Origin of the sequence: Achromobacter sp. ACM02 (genome assembly GCF_014851605.1) — a bacterium.
Taxonomy (GTDB): domain Bacteria; phylum Pseudomonadota; class Gammaproteobacteria; order Burkholderiales; family Burkholderiaceae_B; genus Achromobacter; species Achromobacter aegrifaciens.
Genome location: NZ_JACUZY010000006.1, coordinates 329,496 through 347,853 on the forward strand (window position 1 = coordinate 329,496; position 18,358 = coordinate 347,853).

Annotated in this window: 21 protein-coding genes; 12 read left to right on the forward strand and 9 right to left on the reverse strand. The window is 65.9% G+C overall.

Going from position 1 to position 18,358, the window contains the following annotated elements; translation table 11 throughout:
* Positions 1–321 precede the first annotated feature (321 nt).
* The 5 genes from IB258_RS20765 to hslU all read left to right on the forward strand — a co-directional run bounded on the left by IB258_RS20765 (position 322) and on the right by hslU (position 5,022).
* Positions 322–828, forward strand: a complete 507-nt coding sequence (locus IB258_RS20765; protein ID WP_013396835.1) for a Fur family transcriptional regulator — start codon at positions 322–324, stop codon at positions 826–828.
* Positions 829–1,215: 387 nt separating this feature from the next.
* Positions 1,216–2,334, forward strand: coding sequence for a GTP-binding protein (locus IB258_RS20770; RefSeq protein ID WP_054457043.1), 1,119 nt, complete (start codon positions 1,216–1,218; stop codon positions 2,332–2,334).
* A 126-nt stretch (positions 2,335–2,460) separates the two neighbouring features.
* Positions 2,461–2,925 (forward strand): RNA polymerase-binding protein DksA, encoded by a 465-nt coding sequence (gene dksA, locus IB258_RS20775; protein WP_006389752.1) that lies wholly within the window; start codon positions 2,461–2,463, stop codon positions 2,923–2,925.
* A gap of 149 nt (positions 2,926–3,074) precedes the next feature.
* Positions 3,075–3,614 (forward strand): ATP-dependent protease subunit HslV, encoded by a 540-nt coding sequence (hslV, locus tag IB258_RS20780; protein WP_013396837.1) that lies wholly within the window; start codon positions 3,075–3,077, stop codon positions 3,612–3,614.
* Positions 3,615–3,687: 73 nt separating this feature from the next.
* Entirely contained in the window at positions 3,688–5,022 is a 1,335-nt protein-coding gene (gene hslU, locus IB258_RS20785; protein WP_054457045.1) for an ATP-dependent protease ATPase subunit HslU, read from the forward strand.
* A 127-nt stretch (positions 5,023–5,149) separates the two neighbouring features.
* On the opposite strand, the gene IB258_RS20790 is transcribed toward hslU, so the two are convergent.
* Positions 5,150–5,455, reverse strand: coding sequence for a copper-binding protein (locus IB258_RS20790; protein ID WP_192353137.1), 306 nt, complete (start codon positions 5,453–5,455; stop codon positions 5,150–5,152).
* Between the two features lie 201 nt (positions 5,456–5,656).
* Here IB258_RS20790 and IB258_RS20795 point away from each other — a divergent pair, with 201 nt between their 5' ends.
* From IB258_RS20795 to rfbC, 5 genes are read left to right on the forward strand one after another with little or no spacing between them, the layout of a single operon-like run.
* The gene (locus tag IB258_RS20795; protein ID WP_192353138.1) at positions 5,657–6,211 is read left to right on the forward strand and encodes a cob(I)yrinic acid a,c-diamide adenosyltransferase; all 555 of its coding nucleotides are present in this window, start codon (positions 5,657–5,659) and stop codon (positions 6,209–6,211) included.
* A 51-nt stretch (positions 6,212–6,262) separates the two neighbouring features.
* Positions 6,263–7,324 (forward strand): dTDP-glucose 4,6-dehydratase, encoded by a 1,062-nt coding sequence (rfbB, locus tag IB258_RS20800; RefSeq protein WP_192353139.1) that lies wholly within the window; start codon positions 6,263–6,265, stop codon positions 7,322–7,324.
* A 10-nt stretch (positions 7,325–7,334) separates the two neighbouring features.
* The gene (rfbD, locus tag IB258_RS20805; RefSeq protein ID WP_192353140.1) at positions 7,335–8,246 is read left to right on the forward strand and encodes a dTDP-4-dehydrorhamnose reductase; all 912 of its coding nucleotides are present in this window, start codon (positions 7,335–7,337) and stop codon (positions 8,244–8,246) included.
* On the forward strand, positions 8,228–9,109 hold the full coding sequence (gene rfbA, locus IB258_RS20810) for a glucose-1-phosphate thymidylyltransferase RfbA (protein ID WP_175164190.1): 882 nt from the start codon (positions 8,228–8,230) through the stop codon (positions 9,107–9,109). Before rfbD ends, rfbA begins: the two co-directional genes overlap by 19 nt.
* Positions 9,109–9,651, forward strand: a complete 543-nt coding sequence (rfbC, locus tag IB258_RS20815) for a dTDP-4-dehydrorhamnose 3,5-epimerase (RefSeq protein ID WP_192353141.1) — start codon at positions 9,109–9,111, stop codon at positions 9,649–9,651. The genes rfbA and rfbC overlap by 1 nt, the downstream gene beginning before the upstream one ends.
* Position 9,652: 1 nt before the next feature.
* On the opposite strand, the gene lipA is transcribed toward rfbC, so the two are convergent.
* Entirely contained in the window at positions 9,653–10,657 is a 1,005-nt protein-coding gene (lipA, locus tag IB258_RS20820; RefSeq protein ID WP_054457058.1) for a lipoyl synthase, read from the reverse strand.
* Positions 10,658–10,828: 171 nt separating this feature from the next.
* Here lipA and IB258_RS20825 point away from each other — a divergent pair, with 171 nt between their 5' ends.
* The gene (locus IB258_RS20825; protein ID WP_192353142.1) at positions 10,829–11,641 is read left to right on the forward strand and encodes a substrate-binding domain-containing protein; all 813 of its coding nucleotides are present in this window, start codon (positions 10,829–10,831) and stop codon (positions 11,639–11,641) included.
* Between the two features lie 52 nt (positions 11,642–11,693).
* Here IB258_RS20825 and IB258_RS20830 read toward each other — a convergent pair whose 3' ends face one another.
* The 6 genes from IB258_RS20830 to IB258_RS20855 form a co-directional block, all read right to left on the reverse strand.
* Positions 11,694–12,413 (reverse strand): tetratricopeptide repeat protein, encoded by a 720-nt coding sequence (locus tag IB258_RS20830; protein ID WP_125471169.1) that lies wholly within the window; start codon positions 12,411–12,413, stop codon positions 11,694–11,696.
* Positions 12,410–13,048, reverse strand: a complete 639-nt coding sequence (lipB, locus tag IB258_RS20835) for a lipoyl(octanoyl) transferase LipB (RefSeq protein ID WP_054457064.1) — start codon at positions 13,046–13,048, stop codon at positions 12,410–12,412. Before lipB ends, IB258_RS20830 begins: the two co-directional genes overlap by 4 nt.
* An 18-nt stretch (positions 13,049–13,066) precedes the next feature.
* A complete protein-coding gene (locus IB258_RS20840; RefSeq protein ID WP_054457066.1) occupies positions 13,067–13,342 on the reverse strand; it encodes a YbeD family protein in 276 nt (91 codons plus the stop codon).
* 162 nt (positions 13,343–13,504) lie between these two features.
* A complete protein-coding gene (locus IB258_RS20845; protein WP_054457068.1) occupies positions 13,505–14,371 on the reverse strand; it encodes a D-amino acid aminotransferase in 867 nt (288 codons plus the stop codon).
* Between the two features lie 129 nt (positions 14,372–14,500).
* Positions 14,501–15,766: a D-alanyl-D-alanine carboxypeptidase family protein gene (locus tag IB258_RS20850; protein ID WP_118933510.1), complete on the reverse strand. Its 1,266-nt coding sequence runs from the start codon at positions 15,764–15,766 to the stop codon at positions 14,501–14,503.
* 155 nt (positions 15,767–15,921) lie between these two features.
* Positions 15,922–16,887 (reverse strand): GlxA family transcriptional regulator, encoded by a 966-nt coding sequence (locus IB258_RS20855; protein WP_054457072.1) that lies wholly within the window; start codon positions 16,885–16,887, stop codon positions 15,922–15,924.
* Positions 16,888–17,019: 132 nt separating this feature from the next.
* Between IB258_RS20855 and IB258_RS20860 the strand changes: the two genes are divergently transcribed.
* On the forward strand, positions 17,020–17,661 hold the full coding sequence (locus IB258_RS20860) for an HD domain-containing protein (RefSeq protein ID WP_192353143.1): 642 nt from the start codon (positions 17,020–17,022) through the stop codon (positions 17,659–17,661).
* A gap of 33 nt (positions 17,662–17,694) precedes the next feature.
* Here IB258_RS20860 and IB258_RS20865 read toward each other — a convergent pair whose 3' ends face one another.
* Entirely contained in the window at positions 17,695–18,348 is a 654-nt protein-coding gene (locus IB258_RS20865) for an alpha/beta hydrolase (RefSeq protein WP_175212992.1), read from the reverse strand.
* Positions 18,349–18,358: the final 10 nt, after the last annotated feature.

Below are 18,358 nucleotides of genomic sequence, written 5' to 3' on the forward strand. Positions count from 1 at the left end.
CAATCCAGCGCCCAACCGGTCAAGGCCCACAAGGCCGCCGCAGCGACCACGGCCGCGGCCATGCGGCGCCAGGCGGAGACCAGGAAGGCGGAACGCGGCGGGAGTGTTTGCCGCGGCGCGGCACCGGGCCGCCGGGGCAAAAGCGTGAAATGGGACATGGAAAGAATGCGGAGGCAAATAGCGGCTACAGCCAGTTTTATTATGTTATATCATAACTAAACGGCTTGATTCCACGGCGTTCGCCCGCATCTGGATGTTTTCTGCTACCTTCCAGGCATCTCGCGCGCATCGCGCGCGTTTTCCATAGAGATAAAGCCAGCCATGTCCGCACCGCCCCGCACCCCTCGCAGCGATACCGTCGGCGCCCAGCTCAGCGTCGCCGAAGCGCTGTGCGAGCAGCGCGGGCGCCGCCTCACCCCCATCCGCCGCAAGGTGCTGGAACTGCTGCTGCGCCATGGCCGCAGCCTGAAGGCCTATGAATTGCTGGATGCAATGCGCGCCGTGCATCCGGGCGCCGCGCCCCCGACCGTGTACCGCGCCCTGGACTTCCTGATGGACGAGGGCCTGATCCACCGCCTGGACGCCGTCAACGCCTGGAGCGCCTGCCACGACGCGGGCGGCGCGCCCCACGACCTGCTGGTCGTCTGTACGGGCTGCGGCGCAGTCGCGGAAGTGTCCGACCCCGCCATGAGCCGCCAACTGGCCGAACGCGTCGCCCAGACCGGCTATGCCCTGGCCACCCACGAAACCGAAATCCGCGCGCTGTGCCCCCAATGCCAGCAGAAGCAGCCCGCCGCGGACGCCGGCCACGGCCACCACCATCATTAAGAACTAGTGCTGGCGGGCAGCCCGCCCGTGGTTCTCCGCCATCGGCAGCAAGCCCGTACAGGCCGTTTCATCCGGATGCGCGCATCGCGCTCTTGAAATCGGACAAACCGCCCCCAAATAGTGGTATCGCCCGATACTTGACGGCGTACGGACGCCATCTGGATGGCTACGGCCCCAGGGTTGACCCTGGGTTTGCCCCCTGCCCCCGACTGTGCTGTAATCCTGCGTCCGGCCGCTGCAGGCGGCCCACGCAGCCTGCGGCAAACACCCTCCGGCAAAGACTGGGAAACCCCGTCCAAACGTCGCAAGACGGCGTTGCAAGACAGGGTTGCGATCCCCGCCGAGAGTTCCTGTTTAACGCCTTGACTTCACGCTAGCAGCTTCGCCATGAACACCCCGCGCAGTTTGGACAAAATGGTTCCCGTCACCATCCTCACCGGCTTTCTCGGTGCGGGCAAGACCACCCTGCTCAAACGCATCCTGACCGAATACCATGGCCGCCGCGTGGCGGTCATCGAAAACGAGTTCGGGCCGGAAAGCATCGACAACGACCTGCTGGTGCAGGACCGCGACGAAGAAATCATCGAGCTGTCCAACGGTTGCGTCTGCTGCACGGTGCGCGGCGACCTGATGCGCACGCTGGGCGAACTGCGCGCCAAGCGCGAAGCCGGCGAACTGTCTTTCGAACGCGTCATCATCGAAACGACCGGCATGGCCAACCCCGGCCCCGTCTGCCAGACGTTCTTCATGGATGACGACATTGCCGAGTACTACCGCCTGGACGCGGTGGTCACGGTGGTCGACGCCAAGCACGGCATGGCCACCCTTGACGCCCAGCCCGAAGCCCAGAAGCAAGTCGGTTTCGCCGACCGCATCCTGATCTCCAAGCGCGACCTGGTCAACGAAGTCGACTACGAAGCGCTGCGCCACCGCCTGGTTCACATGAACCCGCGCGCGCCGATCACGCCGGTCAACTTCGGCGAAGTCGACCTGAAGTCCATCATCGACATCAGCGGCTTCAACCTGAATTCCATTCTGGACATCGACCCGGATTTCCTGGCCGATGAGCACCCCGACGCCGCCCATGACCACGGCCACGATCACGACCATGGGCATGACCATGGCCACGATCATGACCATGATCACGAAGGCGACTGCGGGGCGCATTGCAATCATGCCCACCATCATCACCACCACCAGCACGACGACGAAATCGGCGCGTTCGTGTTCCGTTCCAACAAGCCGTTCGATCCCGCGCGCCTTGAGGAATTCCTGGGCGGCGTGGTGCAGGTCTATGGTCCCGACCTGATGCGCTACAAGGGCATCCTGTACATGAAGGGCATCAACCGCCGCATGTTGTTCCAGGGTGTGCACATGATGATGGGCGCCGAACCCGGCAAGCCGTGGACCGCAGCCGAAAAACCGTCCACCAAGATGGTTTTCATCGGCCGTAAGCTGCCCCAGGAGATTTTCACCCGGGGCTTGGAGCAGTGCCTGGCGGGGTAATCCCCCTTCCTGACGTGACGTGATGCGACGAAGGCAGTACTGTGAGGTACGAATAGCGTAGGCAACAAGTAATACGGACCGGGAATGAACGCCCGCGCCAGGATCGATTCATAGTGGAGTGTTTTCATGGCTACCAAGGCAGCAACCAAGAAATCAAGCAAGTCGACGAGCGATACGGCGATTGATCTGCCCAGCGAGAAGGAATTGCTGGCCATGCCCGAGTCCGACTATATGAACGAACGCCAGCTGGCTTTCTTCAAGGAACGGCTCAAACAACTCGAGCAGGACATCCTGGCCAACGCCGGCGAAACCACCGAGCACCTGCGCGAAACGCAGTTCGTGCCCGATCCCGCCGACCGCGCCACGATCGAGGAAGAACACGCCCTGGAGCTGCGCACCCGCGACCGCGAGCGCAAGCTGCTGAAAAAGGTGCAACAGTCCATCGCCCGCATCGACAGCGGCGAATACGGCTGGTGTGAGGAAACCGGCGAACCCATCGGCATCCCGCGCCTCTTGGCCCGCCCCACGGCCACCCTGTCGCTCGAAGCGCAGGAACGCCGCGAGATGCGCCAGAAGCTCTACGGCGACTGATCCGTCCCGTATTCAAGCCCTACGCTGAAAGGCTATGCTGGTTTCCAGCATGGCCTTTTTTCTTGGGCCGGCACGCAAAGGGGACGCAACCGTCCCGCCTTGATTTCCCCAGAACCGCCCCCAGCTAATCCCTTCATAGGAAGGAACGCATGGAACAATTTCACGCCACCACCATCGTGTGCGTGCGCCGCGGCAACCGCGTCGCACTGGGCGGCGATGGCCAGGTCACCCTGGGCAACATCGTCATCAAGGGCACCGCCCGCAAGATCCGCCGCCTGTACCACGACAAGATTCTGGCCGGCTTTGCCGGCGCCACCGCCGACGCGTTCACCCTGCAGGAACGCTTCGAGGCCAAGCTGGAAAAACACCAGGGCAACCTGATGCGCGCCGCGGTCGAACTGACCCGCGACTGGCGCACCGACCGCGTCCTGCGCCGCCTGGAAGCCATGCTGATCGTGGCCGACGCCGAGCACACGCTGGTGTTGACTGGCAACGGCGACGTGCTCGAGCCGGAACACGGCCTGGCGGCCATCGGCTCTGGCGGCGCCTATGCGCAGTCGGCCGCGCTGGCGCTGCTGCGCAACACCGAGCTTTCGCCGGAAGCCGTCGTCAAGCAATCGCTGGAAATCGCCGGCGACCTCTGCATCTACACCAACCAGAACCACGTCATCGAAACGCTGGGCGACTGACGCCCGCCACGCGGCGCGCCTGTCGCGCCGCGGCCGCCACCCCAGCCCGCCCTAGCTTCAAGGATCCGCCCTCATGTCCGCATCCAACATGACGCCCGGAGAGATCGTCTCCGAACTCGACAAGTACATCGTCGGCCAGAACCGCGCCAAGCGCGCCGTGGCCGTGGCGCTGCGCAACCGCTGGCGCCGCCAGCAGGTCGCCGAACCCCTGCGCCACGAGATCCACCCCAAGAACATCCTCATGATCGGCCCCACCGGCGTGGGCAAGACCGAAATCGCGCGCCGCCTGGCCAAGCTGGCCAACGCGCCCTTCATCAAGATCGAAGCCACCAAGTTCACCGAAGTGGGCTATGTGGGCCGCGACGTCGACACCATCATCCGCGACCTGACCGAATACTCGATCAAGCAGACCCGCGAACTGGAAATGCGCCGCGTGCGCACCCAGGCAGAAGACGCCGCCGAAGACCGCATCCTGGACGCCCTGGTGCCGCCCCCGCGCGGCGCCTCCGGCGAGCCGGAACGCGGCGAAGACAACAGCGCCCGCCAGACCTTCCGCAAGCGCCTGCGCGAAGGCAAGATCGATGACCTGGAAATCGAAATCGAAGTCGCCCAGGCCGTGCCGCAAATGGACGTCATGACGCCCCCCGGCATGGAAGAAATGGCCGAGCAGCTGCGCGGCATGTTCGCCGGCATGGCCCGCGACAAGAAGAAGCCCAAGAAGATGAAGGTGCGCGAAGCCTTCAAGCTGATCGTCGACGAAGAAGCCGCCAAGCGCGTCAACGAAGAAGACCTGCGCACCGTGGCGATCAACAACGTCGAGCAGAACGGCATCGTCTTCCTGGACGAGATCGACAAGATCGCGGCCCGCCAGGAATCCGGCGGCGCGGACGTCTCGCGCCAGGGCGTGCAGCGCGACCTGCTGCCGCTGGTCGAAGGCACCACCGTCAACACGCGCTACGGCATGGTCCGCACCGACCACATCCTGTTCATCGCGTCTGGCGCCTTCCACCTGTCGCGCCCTTCGGACCTGATCCCTGAACTGCAGGGCCGTTTCCCGATCCGCGTCGAACTGGAATCGCTGACCGCCGAGGACTTCGTGCGCATCTTGTCCGACACGGACGCCTCGCTGACCAAGCAGTACACGGCGCTGATGGCCACCGAGGACCTGCAGCTGGAGTTCACGGAAGAAGGCGTGCGCCGCCTGGCGGAGCTCGCCTACGAGGTCAACGAAACCACCGAGAACATCGGCGCCCGCCGCCTGTATACGGTAATGGAGAAACTGCTGGACGAACTGTCCTTCGACGCGACCTCCAGCAGCGACAAGCATGTGAAGATCGACGCCGCCTACGTCAACGCGCAGTTGGCCGAAGCCGCCAGCAGCCAGGATCTGGCGCGCTACGTGCTGTAAACCGCGGGCGCGCCTTGCGCGCCCCCAGCAAAACGCCGTCCGCAGCCTAGCGCTGCGCACGGCGTTTTCTTTTGACCGGCAGGCCCGCTGCGCCGCCCGGCGTGCGCGCGGCGCCATCCCGGCGACGCTAGTTGCTGATCGCCGTCACGATGTACTTGCCGTCCTTGCGGACCACCGTGAAGCGCACCTTGTCGCCCGCCTTGATCTTGGCCAGCAGCGCCGGATCCGCTTCATAGACCAGCGTCATCGCGGGCAGGTCCAGCGCCTTGATGGCGTCGTGCTTGATCGTGACCTTGCCGCCCGCGGGGTCCACCCGCCGCACTTCCCCGCTGGCATCGGCCTGCTGCGCGAACGCCAGCGGCGCGGCCAGCGTGACGACGGCCACGGCTGCCGCGGCGGCCATGGGTATTGCATACTTGCGGTCAAAAATCATGCAGATATCCTCCGATTGCAGGGAAAGCACGGAACCGGCGTCCCCGCTTTCCACAGTGCTAGGATACCGCCCTTGTGCAACAGTTCCCTCGCCCGGACGCAACAATTCTGACAGTTGATTGCGGAACCCGCGACGCGCGCCTCCATGTTTCATGGCTGGACGCAAAACCCATACCTTTCGTCACTCATTTCAGGAGCTCCCATGGCCAATCGCTTATCCGTCATCGCCACCCGCACGGGAGACGGCGGCACCACGGGCCTGGGGGACGGATCACGCACGCCCAAAGACGCCCCGCGCATCGCGGCCATCGGCGACGTCGACGAACTGAACAGCGTGATCGGCGTACTGCTGACCGAAGACCTGCCCGCCGAGATATCCGCGGATCTGCTGGCCATCCAGCACGACCTGTTCGACATGGGCGCGGAACTCTGCATCCCTGGCCATACCGCGCTCACGGACGACCACATCGCCCGCCTGGACGCGCGCCTGGCCCACTACAACGCGGCGCTGCCGCCCCTGCGCGAATTCATCCTGCCCGGCGGTTCGCGCGGTTCGGCGCAGGCGCACGTGGCGCGCACGGTCTGCCGCCGGGCCGAGCGGGCCGTGGTGGCGCTGGCCCGGGTCGAACCGGTGAACCCGCCCGTGCGGCAGTATCTGAACCGGCTGTCGGATCTGATGTTCGTGCTGGCGCGTTGTATAAACCAGCATGCGGGACAGAAAGACACGTTCTGGGCGGGCGCCCAGGCGCGCAAGTAGTCTCGCGGCCCTGCCGCGCCTGGCGCCGCAGGGACCTGAGGATTTGAAGAAATGAGTATTGTGGTCACCGGAGGAGCCGGTTTCATCGGTTCCAATTTCGTCTTGGATTGGCTTGCCCGCAGCGACGAACCCGTCGTTACGCTGGACAAGCTCACCTACGCCGGCAACCCCGACAATCTGGCGCCGCTGCGCGGCGATCCCAGGCACACCTTGGTGCAGGGAGATATCGGCAATCAGGAGGCGGTTGCGCGCCTGTTGCGTGCCCATAAACCGCGGGCCGTGATCAATTTCGCTGCCGAAACCCACGTCGACCGCTCAATCGCCGATCCCGAGCCCTTCATCCAGGCCAACATCGTGGGCACGTCCCGCCTGCTGACGGCGGTGCGTGACTACTGGACCGGCCTGCCGGCAGGCGAGCAGGCGCGCCTGCGCTTCGTGCATGTGTCCACCGACGAGGTCTACGGCACACTGGGAAACACCGACCCCGCGTTCACGGAAACGACTCCCTACGCGCCCAACAGTCCCTATTCCGCCAGCAAAGCCGCCAGCGACCATCTGGTGCGGGCATTCCACACCACCTACGGCCTGCCGGTACTGACCTCGAACTGCGCCAATAACTACGGCCCCTACCAGTTCCCGGAAAAGCTGATCCCGCTGGTCATCCGCAACGCGCTCGCCGGCAAGTCCCTGCCGATCTATGGCGACGGCAAGCAGATCCGCGACTGGCTGTATGTGGCGGACCATTGCGATGCGATCCGCAAGATCCTGGAGGCCGGGCAACCGGGCGCGACCTACAACGTGGGCGGTTGGAACGAAAAAACCAACCTCGACGTGGTGCGCCACGTCTGCGCGCTGCTCGATGAACTCAGCCCCAGGGCCGACGGGCAGCCCTATTCAGCCCAGATCAAGCATGTCACCGACCGGCCTGGCCATGACCGCCGCTATGCGGTCGATGCCGGCCGCCTGCGGCGCGAGCTGGGCTGGACGCCCGCCGAAACATTCGAAACCGGCATTCGAAAAACGGTACTCTGGTACCTGGGCCACCCCCAATGGGTGGCGAACGTCGCCAGTGGCGCGTATCGCGACTGGGCCAAAAAACGCTACGAGACTTAGCAAGGGCCGCGTGAAGATCTTATTGCTGGGCAAGGACGGCCAGGTCGGCCGGGAACTGTGCCGCGCCCTGCTCCCCTTGGGAGAGGTCGTGGCGCTGGGCCGCGGCGACGCCGACCTGCGCGACCAGGATGCGCTGCTCACGATTCTGACGCTCCACCGGCCTGACGTGATCGTGAATGCGGCCGCCTGCACGGCGGTGGACCAGGCTGAGAGTGATCCCGACACCGCCCACCAGGTCAATGCGCTCGCGGTGGCCACCCTGGCCCGCCATGCGCGTGCGGCCGGCGCCTTGCTGGTGCACTATTCGACCGACTACGTATTCGACGGCACGCAGGAGCGGCCCTACACGGAGACCGACGCTCCCAACCCCCTGAACGTGTACGGCCGCAGCAAGCTCGAAGGCGAACACGCCATCCTGGCTAGCGGCTGCGATGCATTGATATTCAGAACCAGCTGGGTCTACTCCACGCATGGCGGCAATTTCCTGGCGACGGTGCTGCGCCTGGCGCGGGAACGGGAAAGCCTGGACGTGGTTGCGGACCAGCATGGCGCGCCGACGTCGGCCACACTGATCGCCGACCTGACGGCGCTCGCGATCCAGCGCCGCCGCGCGGACCAGTTGCCCGCAGGCACCTACCATCTGGCCGCCGCCGGCTCCACCAGCTGGCACGGCTACGCACAGTACGTCGTCGCTGGCGCCGCCGCGCGCGGCGCCATCCTGGCGCTGGCTCCCGAGCGGATTCGCGCCGTCGCCACGCGCGACTATCCCACCGCTGCGCAACGGCCAATCAATTCCGTGCTGGACACCGCCGTGCTGTCGCGCGCGCTGCAACGGCAAATGCCGCCCTGGACCGAACAGGTCGACCGTACCCTGGATCAACTCGTCACCCCTGGAGACCCCGCATGGCGCGCAAAGGCATAGTTCTGGCCGGCGGCTCGGGCGCCCGGCTGCACCCGGCGACGCTAGCCATCAGCAAACAACTGCTGCCGGTCTTCGACAAACCGATGATCTACTACCCGCTAAGCACGCTAATGCTGGCGGGCATCCGCGACATCCTGGTCATTTCCACGCCGCAGGACACGCCGCGCTTCCAGCAACTGCTGGGCGACGGCTCGCAGTGGGGGCTGAATCTCGAGTATGCGGTGCAGCCTGCGCCCGACGGCCTGGCGCAGGCATTCCTCATCGGCGCGCCCTTCATCGGCCAGGATGCCTGCGCCTTGGTGTTGGGCGACAACATCTTCTACGGCCATGAACTGCCCCGACTGCTGCAACGGGCCGACGCGCGCACGGAAGGCGCTACTGTGTTCGCCTACCATGTCCAGGACGCGGAACGCTACGGCGTGGCGGAATTCGACCAGCACGGCAAGGTACTGTCCATCGAGGAAAAGCCTGTGCAGCCGCGCTCCAGCTATGCCGTGACCGGGCTGTACTTCTACGACAACGACGTCATTGATATCGCCCACGGCATCCGGCCGTCCGCGCGCGGCGAACTCGAGATCACCGACGTCAACCAGCGCTACCTGGAACAGGGCCGGCTGGCCGTAGAAATCATGGGCCGCGGCTACGCCTGGCTGGATACCGGCACCCATGAATCATTGCTCGAGGCCGGCCAGTTCATCGCCACGCTGGAACATCGCCAGGGACTGAAAGTAGCCTGCCCCGAGGAAATCGCCTTCCGCCAAGGCTGGATCAACGCCGACGCGCTGGCAAAGCTGGCCGCACCCCTGGCCAAGAGTGGCTACGGCGAATATCTGATGCGCATCCTGGTGGACAAGGTATTTTGATGAAAGCCATCCCTCAAGCCATTCCCGATGTGCTGATCCTGGAGCCCAGGGTAGTGGGCGACGAACGCGGCTTTTTCTTCGAGAGCTATAACCGGGCCGCGTTCGAAGCAGCGACGGGGCTGCGCCCCAGCTTCGTGCAGGACAATCATTCGCGTTCGGTACAGGGCGTCTTGCGCGGGCTGCACTATCAGGTCGAACAGGCGCAGGGCAAGCTGGTGCGCGTGTGCGCGGGCGAGATCTTCGACGTAGCGGTGGATCTGCGGCGCGGCTCGCCGACATACGGGAAATGGGTGGGCACGCTACTGAGCGCGGAGAACAGGCGCCAGGTGTGGATACCGGAAGGCTTCGCCCACGGCTTCCTGACGCTGTCCGAGTTTGCCGAGGTGCTGTACAAGACCACGGACTATTACGCCCCGCAGCACGAACGCTGCATACGTTGGAACGATCCGCAGCTGGCAATTGCCTGGCCCTGCGTGCAACCGCCCCTGCTGTCCGAGAAGGACCGCAACGGCGCGCCGTTCGCCGACGCGCCGGCCTGCTGAATCAGTTCACGCCAGCGGCGTGCGCCTGTTCGTCGGCGTGGTACGAAGACCGCACCATCGCACCCACCGCCGCATGCGAGAACCCCATCGCATAAGCTTCGCGCTCGAACATGGCGAAAGTATCCGGATGCACGTACCGCAGCACCGGCAGATGGTGTTCCGACGGCTGCAGATACTGCCCGATCGTCAGCATGTCCACGTTGTGCTCGCGCATATCCCGCATCACCTGCAGGATTTCCTCGTCGGTTTCGCCCAGGCCCAGCATCAGGCCGGACTTGGTGGGGACTTCGGGGTGCAGCTTCTTGAACTCGGCCAGCAGTTTCAGCGAGTGCATGTAGTCCGAGCCCGGGCGCGCCTGCTTGTACAGGCGCGGCACGGTTTCCAGGTTGTGGTTCATGACGTCCGGGGGACCGGCGTTGAGGATGGTCAGCGCGCGGTCCAGGCGGCCGCGGAAATCGGGCACCAGCACCTCGATGCGGGTGCTGGGCGACAGTTCGCGGATGTGCGTGATGCAATCCACGAAGTGGCCGGCGCCGCCGTCGCGCAGGTCGTCGCGGTCCACCGAGGTGATCACGACATAGGACAGCTTCATCGCGGCGATGGTGCGCGCCAGGTTCAGGGGTTCGTTGGTGTCCAGTGGATCCGGGCGGCCGTGGCCCACATCACAGAAGGGGCAGCGGCGGGTGCACTTGTCGCCCATGATCATGAACGTGGCCGTGCCCTTGCCGAAGCATTCACCGATGTTCGGGCAGGACGCTTCCTCGCACACCGTGTGCAGGTTGTGCTCGCGCAGGATGCGCTTGATGTCGTAGAAGCGCGAGCCGGGCGCGGCGGCCTTCACGCGGATCCATTCAGGCTTCTTCAGGCGCTCGGCCGGAACGATCTTGATCGGGATGCGCGCGGTCTTGGCCTGCGATTTCTGCTTTTGCGTCGGATCGTAGACCGCTTCCGCGGGCGCAGCGGCGGATTCGTTCGAGGGAACAGGAGACTCGGCGAGCGTAGACATGGAGCACCTTCATGACCGGCGCGAGCGCGCGCCGGGTCTGAGACAAAAACGGCATTTTACCCTCCGCCGCCCGGATCCGCCGCGCGGGGTCCCGTCCCCCGGGCGGCAAACCTCCTTGGCCGCAGCCGGGCTGGGTTATCGTCACGCCTGACGAATCCGCCGGTTTTGCCCATGTCTTCCCTGCCCCCGCCCCACCCCATCGCCCTGATCGCACCCCGACTGGACTGGGCGCCCGCGGCCCGCGCCATCCAGGCCTGCGCCGGATTGCTGCTGCCTGCGGGCTACTATCTGGCCGCCGGCCCCTGGCATGAGGCCCAGTCACAGCCCCTGCTGGGCGAGCTGCGCCCCGCCGCCGTCCTGGCCATCGGCCCACTGGACGATCCTGCTTTGCGCGCTGCCCTGGCGGCGCTGGAGATCCCCGTCGTGGAGACCTGGAGCCTGTCCGCACAGCCGCTGGACGGCGCCGTGGTGGTCGACAACGCGGAAGCCGGCCGCATGGCGGCGCGGCACCTGGCCGCCAAGCGCCATGCGCGCGTCGCCTGCGTCAGCGCCGACAACCCGTGGGAACGCGCCCGGCGCGAAGGCTTCATCAGCAGCGCAGCCGCACTCGGATTGGAACTGGCAGCGGACATCGTGCAGCCTGAAGTGCAGCACATGAACGACGGCCGCATGGCCTTCCTGCGCTTGCTGACCACCAACACGATCTTCGATGCGGTGTTCTGCACGAGCGATCTGCTGGTCGCGGCCTCGGTCTCGGAAGCCCACAACCGCGACCTGCACGTGCCGCAGGACCTGGCGGTGCTGGGCTACTCGGACGACGGCAGCGCCGCGCAGTGGGCGCAGGGCTTGACCACCCTGGGCGCCGACGCCGCCCTCCTGGGTCGGCGCGCCGGCCAGTTGCTGCTGGACCGCCTGGATGGCGAATGCGGCACGGGCGAGCGGATTACGGTAGAAGTGGTTTTTGAAGAAAGACTGAGCACGTAGGATGCGTAAAGCGCGAGAGTGCTTACCTCTGCCCTGCCGCGCTACACCTCTCCTACTCGTACAACGCCGGAAAACCGCTGTCCTGCAGCATGGTGTTGGCTTCCTGCAGAAACGCAGGCGTGGCGGTTTCAGGCACGCGCACCAGCCATTGCACGGCGTCCTGCTTCCGTCCGCGCAGCAAGAGCAGCCGGCCCAGGTGGAACATGCCGCGGAAATCGCCGCCTTCGGCGCAGCGTTGATAACAGTCGAAGGCGCGTTCCATGTCCTGCTCTACCACCTCGCCAGCCTCGTAAAAGCGGCCGACGACGCCGATGGACTTCACGTGGCCGGCGTCTGCCGCCTTTTGGTAAAGGGCCAGCGCCGCCGCGGGATCCTGCGCCACGCTGCCGCGGCCGCTGCGCAGCATGTGAGCATAGTTGTACATGCCCCAATCCAGACCCTTGTCCGCGGCCAGGCGGAACCAGTAGGCCGCGACCGTGTCGTCACGCGGCACGCCCCAGCCGTTCTCGTAGCAGCGGCCCACCATGTTGATGGCCATGGGGTGATCGGCATGGGCGGCGCGCTTGAACCACGTCAGCCCCTGTTCCGGATCGCGCTCCACGCCCGCGCCGTCCAGCAGCATCTGGCCGTAGATGGTCTGGGCTTCGATCAGCCCCAGTTCGGCCGCCGCGCGGATCCAGGCCGCATAGTCCTCGGCCGGCCCTTGTTCGCGCAGGCGGGCCAGTGCTTCTGGCGTGGTTGCGGCCACGTCGGCCGCGCTAAAGGTCTTCATGTCTTGTTCCTTGCGCGGTCCCAGGCCTGCGCCAGATTGCGCGCCAACGCCTCGCCCGTCTCGGTGGGCTCGCGGCGCGCGCCACAGGCCGCCATGTCCACGGTGCGCAGGCCCGCATAGCCGCAGGGATTGATGCCCAGGAACGGCGTCAAGTCCATCTGCACGTTCAACGACACGCCATGGTAGGCACGGCCGTTGCGGATCTTGATGCCCAGCGCCGCGATCTTGGCCAGCTCGCCCCCGTCCGGATCGGGGACGTAGACGCCCGGCGCGCCGGGCTTGCGGCAGGCGTCGGCCACGCCCATCTGGGCCAGCGTGTCGATGACCGCGCCTTCCAGCAGATTGACGTATTCCTTGACGTAGATGTCGGCGCGGCGCAGGTCGAACAGCGCATAGGCCATGACCTGGCCAGGACCGTGGTAGGTCACCTGCCCGCCGCGGTCGCAATGGACGATGGGAATGTTGCCGGGGTTGAGCACGTGCTGGGGCAGGCCTGCCTGCCCCAGGGTGTAGACCGGCGCGTGTTCGCAGAGCCAGATCTCGTCAGGCGTATCGGCGCCGCGCAGATTGGTGTACGCCTGCATGTCGTGCCAGACCGACAGGTAGTCGGCCGGCCGCGCGAGCCACTTGATCACAGCTGTCCTGCTCTTGCGCTAGAGGACGATGGACACCATCGGATGACCGTGCAGGGCGCGGTAGAGCGCGTCCAGCTGCTCGCGCGAGGTCGCGCGCACCGTGAAGGTCAGGCCCATGTAGTTGCCGCCCTTGCTGGGCCGCATTTCCACCGTGGCGGCGTCGAACTCGGGATCGAACTGCAGCACGACTTCGGTCAGCGTCTGCGCGAATTCGGGATGCTGCTTGCCCATGACCTTGATGGGAAAGTCGCTGGGATATTCGATGAGGGAGTCTTCGGGCGGGATATGTTGCATGATGTGCCTATAAGGTGTTGCCCCCCAGGGCGCGGCCACGGCTCGATACTGCACCCGGGGATGCCTGCCACGGGGCGGCCAGATCCTGTCTATATGGGGGCAAACCGCCAGCCGGCAAGGCCGCCGGGGCGGCCCCGCGGGAGCCACCCGGTAACGCCGGACTCAGAGCGCGGCGATGCGGGCATCATAACCCGCCCGCAATTGTGCAAAAACAGGGCCGGGCTTGCCCGAGCCCACCGGCTTGCCGTCCAGCGAGACGATGGCCAGCACTTCCTTGGTGGCCGAGGACAGCATCAGCTCGTCGGCCTCTTCCACCTCTTGCCGCGAGATCGGGCGCGACTCGAACGGGATGCCGGCCTCGGCGGCCAGCTCGCCCATCAGACCATAGCGGATGCCTTCCAGGATGAGGTTGTTCTTGGGCGGCGCCAGCAGCTTGCCGCCGGAGACAACCCAGATATTGGTGGACGAGCCTTCGGTCAGATAGCCGTCGCGGAACTGCACCACTTCGTCGACCTGCGCATCAACGGCCTGCTGCTTGGCCAGCACGTTGCCCAGCAACGACACCGATTTGATCTCGCAATGCAGCCAGCGCTCGTCCGGGATGCTGATGGCGCTCAAGCCGCGTTCGCGCTGCGCGGCAGGCGGCGGCGCCCAGGCCGAGATCATGCCGAAAACCGTCGGCGCCACGGGCGTCGAGGGGAACTGGTGGTCGCGCTTGGCCACGCCACGCGTCACCTGCAGGTAGACGATGCAGGTTTCAAGGTTGGTGCGCGCCAGCAATTGCTGGATCAGGTCGATCCAGCCCGCGCGGTCGAAGGGCTGCGCGATCCGCAAGGCAGCCAGGCTGCGGTCCAGGCGGTTGAGGTGTTCGGCCATGCGGAACGCATTGCCTTGGTACACGGGGACGACTTCGTAGATGCCATCGCCGAAAATGAAGCCGCGGTCCAGGACGGAGACCTTGGCCTCGTCCACGCGCAGGAACTCACCGTTGAGATACACCTGGCTTTCGCCCGGCACGCCCGGAATCATGAGGCACTCCTGAATATGAAATGGAGAGGGACGAACCGTCCGGTCCGTCCCGTGAATAGAGCACGGGCGTTTCATGCGAAACGCCCGTTGCTAGCTTACACCCGCGATAGCGCCCGCGGCGCGGCGGAATTACTCGAACCAGCGCTTGACGGTATCGACCATGCGGCCGAAGAAGCCGGCGCGTTCGACCGCGTCCTGCACCACCAGCGGTTCGGTGCGCAGCACCTTGCCGTCCAGCGTGAACTGCAGGGTGCCGACCTGCTGGCCCTTGGCCAGCGGGGCGATCAGCGGATCCGTGCGCTGCGCCACCGGCTTCAGGTCGCCGGCCTTGCCGCGCGGCACCGCGATCGACACGGGGTTGGGCGGGCCCAGCTTGACGTTTTCAACCGTGCCTTCCCAGACGCGCGCATCGATGCCGGGCTGGCTCTTGTCGAACAGCTTCACGGTATCGAAGTTCTGGAAGCTCCAGTTCAGAAGCTTCAGGCTTTCCTCGGCGCGCGTGGCTTCGCTGTCCGTGCCCACCACGACCACCAGGATGCGACGGTCGCCGCGTACCGCGGTCGACACCAGGCAATAGCCGGCCGAATCGGTGTGGCCGGTCTTCATGCCGTCCACCGACGGGTCGGCCCACAGCAGGCGGTTGCGGTTGGGCTGGGTGATCTTGTTGTAGGTGTAGCTCTTCTGCTTGTAGTAGTGGAAGTGGTCCGGATGATCCGTGATCAGGTGCGACGACAGGATCGCCAGATCGCGCGTGGACGTCATATGCTGCGGATCGGGCAGACCCGTGGCGTTCATGAAGTGCGTGTTGCGCATGCCCAGGCGTTCGGCTTCCTGGTTCATCAGCGAAGCGAACGAAGCCTCGCTGCCGCCCACGGCCTCGGCCAGGGCCACGGAGGCGTCGTTGCCGGACTGCACGATCATGCCCTGGTTGAGTTCGTCGACCGTTACCGGCTTGCGCGGTTCGATGAACATGCGCGAACCGCCCGTGCGCCAGGCGCGCTCGGACACCGGCACGGTCTGCTCCAGCGTCAGGCGCTTTTCGTCCAGCGCGTTGAACACGACATAGGCCGTCATGATCTTGGTGAGCGATGCCGGTTCCACCTTCATGTCCGGGTTGGAAGCGGCCAGGGTCTGGCCGCTGTTCACGTCCATCACGATCCAGGCCTTGGCCGCGATCGTGGGGGCCGGCACGGCCGAGACGTCGCCCACGGGCACCACCGCCGAAGCATTCGGCGCCGGGGCCGCGGCGCCGGCGGCTGCGGCGGGCGCCGCGGCGGGAGCCTGCTGCGCCCAGACCGGCATCGAAGCCGCCAGCATGGCTGACAGCACCGCGCCTGACAGCAGGCGACGGGTAAAGACAACGGGGGAGTGAGCGGAGTAAGGCAAATTCTTCATCGGCAACGTGGGTCCAGTAATGACGCCCGCCGGCGCGGGGCAAGTGGCTGACAATTATAGGCAGTCGATCAGACCCGTCCGGCCCGCCTGGGGTTCCCGCGCATTTAAAACATGCAACTTGATGCAACCTGCCGCCCTCGGGATGTGGCAACGGATCAATCCGTACCGCCGCCGTGATGCCGGCGGTACACGGCCGGAGAAACCCCCACGTGCTTGACGAAGGCGCGACGCAAGGTGTCGACGTTGGCAAAGCCGCATTGCGCGGCCGCCTGCTTGGGCGTGGCGGCGCCCGCCTCCAGCAGCGCGCGGGCCGCAGCGATGCGCGTCATCTCCACCCACGCGGCCGGCGTGACGCCGACCTCGGCATGGAACAGCCGCGCAAAATGCCGGGGACTCAGGCCGGCGTGCTCGGCCAGCGCGTCCACCGACAACGGCAGCCCGGGATTGCCGGCGACCCAGCGCTGGACTTCTTGCAGGGCCGAGCGCCCGACCGGACCGGCCTGCCCCCTGCGGCTGAACTGCAGTTGGCCGCCGGGCCGCTTGAAGAACATCACCAGCTGGGCAGCCACGTTGGCGGCCACCTCCCGGCCCAGATCCTCCTCCACCAGCGACAGCGCCAGATCCAGTCCGGCCGTGACGCCAGCGGAGGTGCGCACCTTGCCGTCGCGCACATGCAGGGCGTCTTCCTCGACGGTCACCTTGGGATAGGCCAGGCGCAATTGCGCAGCCGCATTCCAATGGGTCGTCACGCGCCGGCCATCCAGCAGGCCGGCTGCGGCCAGCATGAACGCGCCAGTGCAGACGGAGCCATAGCGCCGGGCGCCCCGGGCCGTCACGCGCAGCCAGCGCAAGGCGGAACTGCTGAGCATTGCGCTGGCGGCCTGCGGCGTGCCGGCGACCAACAGGGTATCGAGACGCGCGATCGGATCGCCCACCGCCAGGTCGGGCAGCAGGCGCGCGCCCGACGAACAGCGGATGGGCCCGGCCTCATAGCCCACCACGCGCAGCGCATATAGCTCGCGTCCAAGTTCGGCATTGGCCTGGGCGAATACGTCCAGGGGGCCGGAGACATCCAGCATCTGGACGCCGGGCAGCGCAAGAATGGCTATGGTCTTGGTCATGGCATCGCGCCTGGACGGCAGGCGTCGGGAAATCGCATGTTTTGGCGGAATCTGGCGTATTACGACAATTGAAGCCATTCTAGTGCGGCGGGAGAATTTATCGAACCCCCACCCCACGCAAGGACTCCCGCCATGAACCCTGCCATCGACGGCATTCAGATTCCCGACAGCAAGCTCGCCCGCGAAATCACGGAATTGGTGCGCGACACCGCCACGCCGCTGCTGTTCCACCACTCCAGCCGGGTCTACTACTTCGGCGCGCTTGCCGGCAAGCGGCGCGGACTGAAGTTCGACCCGGAATTGCTCTATTGCGGCTGCATGTTCCACGACATGGGCCTGACGCATCAGCACAGCAGCGACTGCTGCCGCTTCGAAGTAGACGGCGCCAACGCGGCGCGCGATTTCCTTGGCAGCCGCGGCATCGCCCAACAGGACATCGATCTGGTGTGGACCGCCATTGCGCTGCACACGACGCCCGGCATTCCCGAATTCATGCATCCGGTGGTCGCGCTGGTGACGGCGGGCGTGGAAATGGACGTGCTGGGCCTGACCTACGGCGACTACAGCGACACCCAGCGCGAAGCCGTGGTCGCTGCGCATCCACGCGGGCCAGGCTTCAAGGAAGAAATCATCCAGGCGTTCTACGACGGCATCAAACACAAGCCGCAGACGACCTTCGGCAACGTCAAGGCCAATGTCATCGCCGACAAGGAACCGGCCTTCAGGCCCGGCAATTTTTGCAGCGTGATCCGCGGCTCGCGCTGGCCGGGCTGAACCTGCTGCGCCGCGCAAGCGGCGCCCCCGGTTTTAGTCCAGCGCAACCTTCAGCCGCGCCTGCACCAACTGGCGCAGCACCAGGAGCTTGCCGTGGAAGAAGTGCGATGCGCCCGGCACCACCACCACGGGGATGGAACGCGGGCGCGCCCAGTCCATGGCTTCGGACAGCGGCACGACTTCGTCTTCCTCGCCGTGCACCATCAGCGTATCGTCCGGCACCTGCACTTCGTGCGACTGGAAGCGATTCACGGCGGGGCCCATCAGCATCAGGGCGGAGGGCAGTACCGTGTCGCCCTGCTCGGCGAGGGCGGCATAGGTCTGCGCGGCGACGGCAGTGCCGAACGAAAAACCAGCCAGTACCCACGGCGCCCGGGCCAGTTCCGGGTGCAGCTCGCGCATCTGCGCCACGACCGCCAGCATGTCCTGGGTTTCGCCCACGGATTTGTCGAAGACGCCCTCGGACTGCCCGACGCCGCGGAAGTTGGGCCGCACCGCGACCAGGCCATGCTGCACGCAGGCGCGCGACAGGGTCGTGACCACCTTGTTCTCGCGCGCGCCGCCCTGCAGCGGGTGCGGATGCAGAACCAGCGCCCAGCCTCGCGGCGTACCCGCGGGCCAGTCCACGGCGCAATCGATGCGGCCGGCGGCTCCGTTGAAGGCGTGGGTTTCAGTGCGTGCGGACATGGCGTGACTC

What these genes read in the sequence shown, in the direction of transcription:
- hslV (WP_013396837.1), top strand. Translation starts at nt 3,075, where the DNA reads ATGGAACAATTTCACGCCACCACCATCGTGTGCGTGCGCCGCGGCAAC.
- IB258_RS20795 (WP_192353138.1), top strand. Translation starts at nt 5,657, where the DNA reads ATGGCCAATCGCTTATCCGTCATCGCCACCCGCACGGGAGACGGCGGC.
- hslU (WP_054457045.1), top strand. Translation starts at nt 3,688, where the DNA reads ATGTCCGCATCCAACATGACGCCCGGAGAGATCGTCTCCGAACTCGAC.
- IB258_RS20770 (WP_054457043.1), top strand. Translation starts at nt 1,216, where the DNA reads ATGAACACCCCGCGCAGTTTGGACAAAATGGTTCCCGTCACCATCCTC.
- rfbB (WP_192353139.1), top strand. Translation starts at nt 6,263, where the DNA reads ATGAGTATTGTGGTCACCGGAGGAGCCGGTTTCATCGGTTCCAATTTC.
- IB258_RS20850 (WP_118933510.1), bottom strand. Translation starts at nt 15,766, where the DNA reads ATGAAGAATTTGCCTTACTCCGCTCACTCCCCCGTTGTCTTTACCCGT.
- IB258_RS20860 (WP_192353143.1), top strand. Translation starts at nt 17,020, where the DNA reads ATGAACCCTGCCATCGACGGCATTCAGATTCCCGACAGCAAGCTCGCC.
- IB258_RS20845 (WP_054457068.1), bottom strand. Translation starts at nt 14,371, where the DNA reads ATGATTCCGGGCGTGCCGGGCGAAAGCCAGGTGTATCTCAACGGTGAG.
- IB258_RS20855 (WP_054457072.1), bottom strand. Translation starts at nt 16,887, where the DNA reads ATGACCAAGACCATAGCCATTCTTGCGCTGCCCGGCGTCCAGATGCTG.
- IB258_RS20825 (WP_192353142.1), top strand. Translation starts at nt 10,829, where the DNA reads ATGTCTTCCCTGCCCCCGCCCCACCCCATCGCCCTGATCGCACCCCGA.
- rfbA (WP_175164190.1), top strand. Translation starts at nt 8,228, where the DNA reads ATGGCGCGCAAAGGCATAGTTCTGGCCGGCGGCTCGGGCGCCCGGCTG.
- lipA (WP_054457058.1), bottom strand. Translation starts at nt 10,657, where the DNA reads ATGTCTACGCTCGCCGAGTCTCCTGTTCCCTCGAACGAATCCGCCGCT.
- IB258_RS20765 (WP_013396835.1), top strand. Translation starts at nt 322, where the DNA reads ATGTCCGCACCGCCCCGCACCCCTCGCAGCGATACCGTCGGCGCCCAG.
- dksA (WP_006389752.1), top strand. Translation starts at nt 2,461, where the DNA reads ATGGCTACCAAGGCAGCAACCAAGAAATCAAGCAAGTCGACGAGCGAT.
- rfbC (WP_192353141.1), top strand. Translation starts at nt 9,109, where the DNA reads ATGAAAGCCATCCCTCAAGCCATTCCCGATGTGCTGATCCTGGAGCCC.
- IB258_RS20865 (WP_175212992.1), bottom strand. Translation starts at nt 18,348, where the DNA reads ATGTCCGCACGCACTGAAACCCACGCCTTCAACGGAGCCGCCGGCCGC.
- IB258_RS20830 (WP_125471169.1), bottom strand. Translation starts at nt 12,413, where the DNA reads ATGAAGACCTTTAGCGCGGCCGACGTGGCCGCAACCACGCCAGAAGCA.
- IB258_RS20840 (WP_054457066.1), bottom strand. Translation starts at nt 13,342, where the DNA reads ATGCAACATATCCCGCCCGAAGACTCCCTCATCGAATATCCCAGCGAC.
- IB258_RS20790 (WP_192353137.1), bottom strand. Translation starts at nt 5,455, where the DNA reads ATGATTTTTGACCGCAAGTATGCAATACCCATGGCCGCCGCGGCAGCC.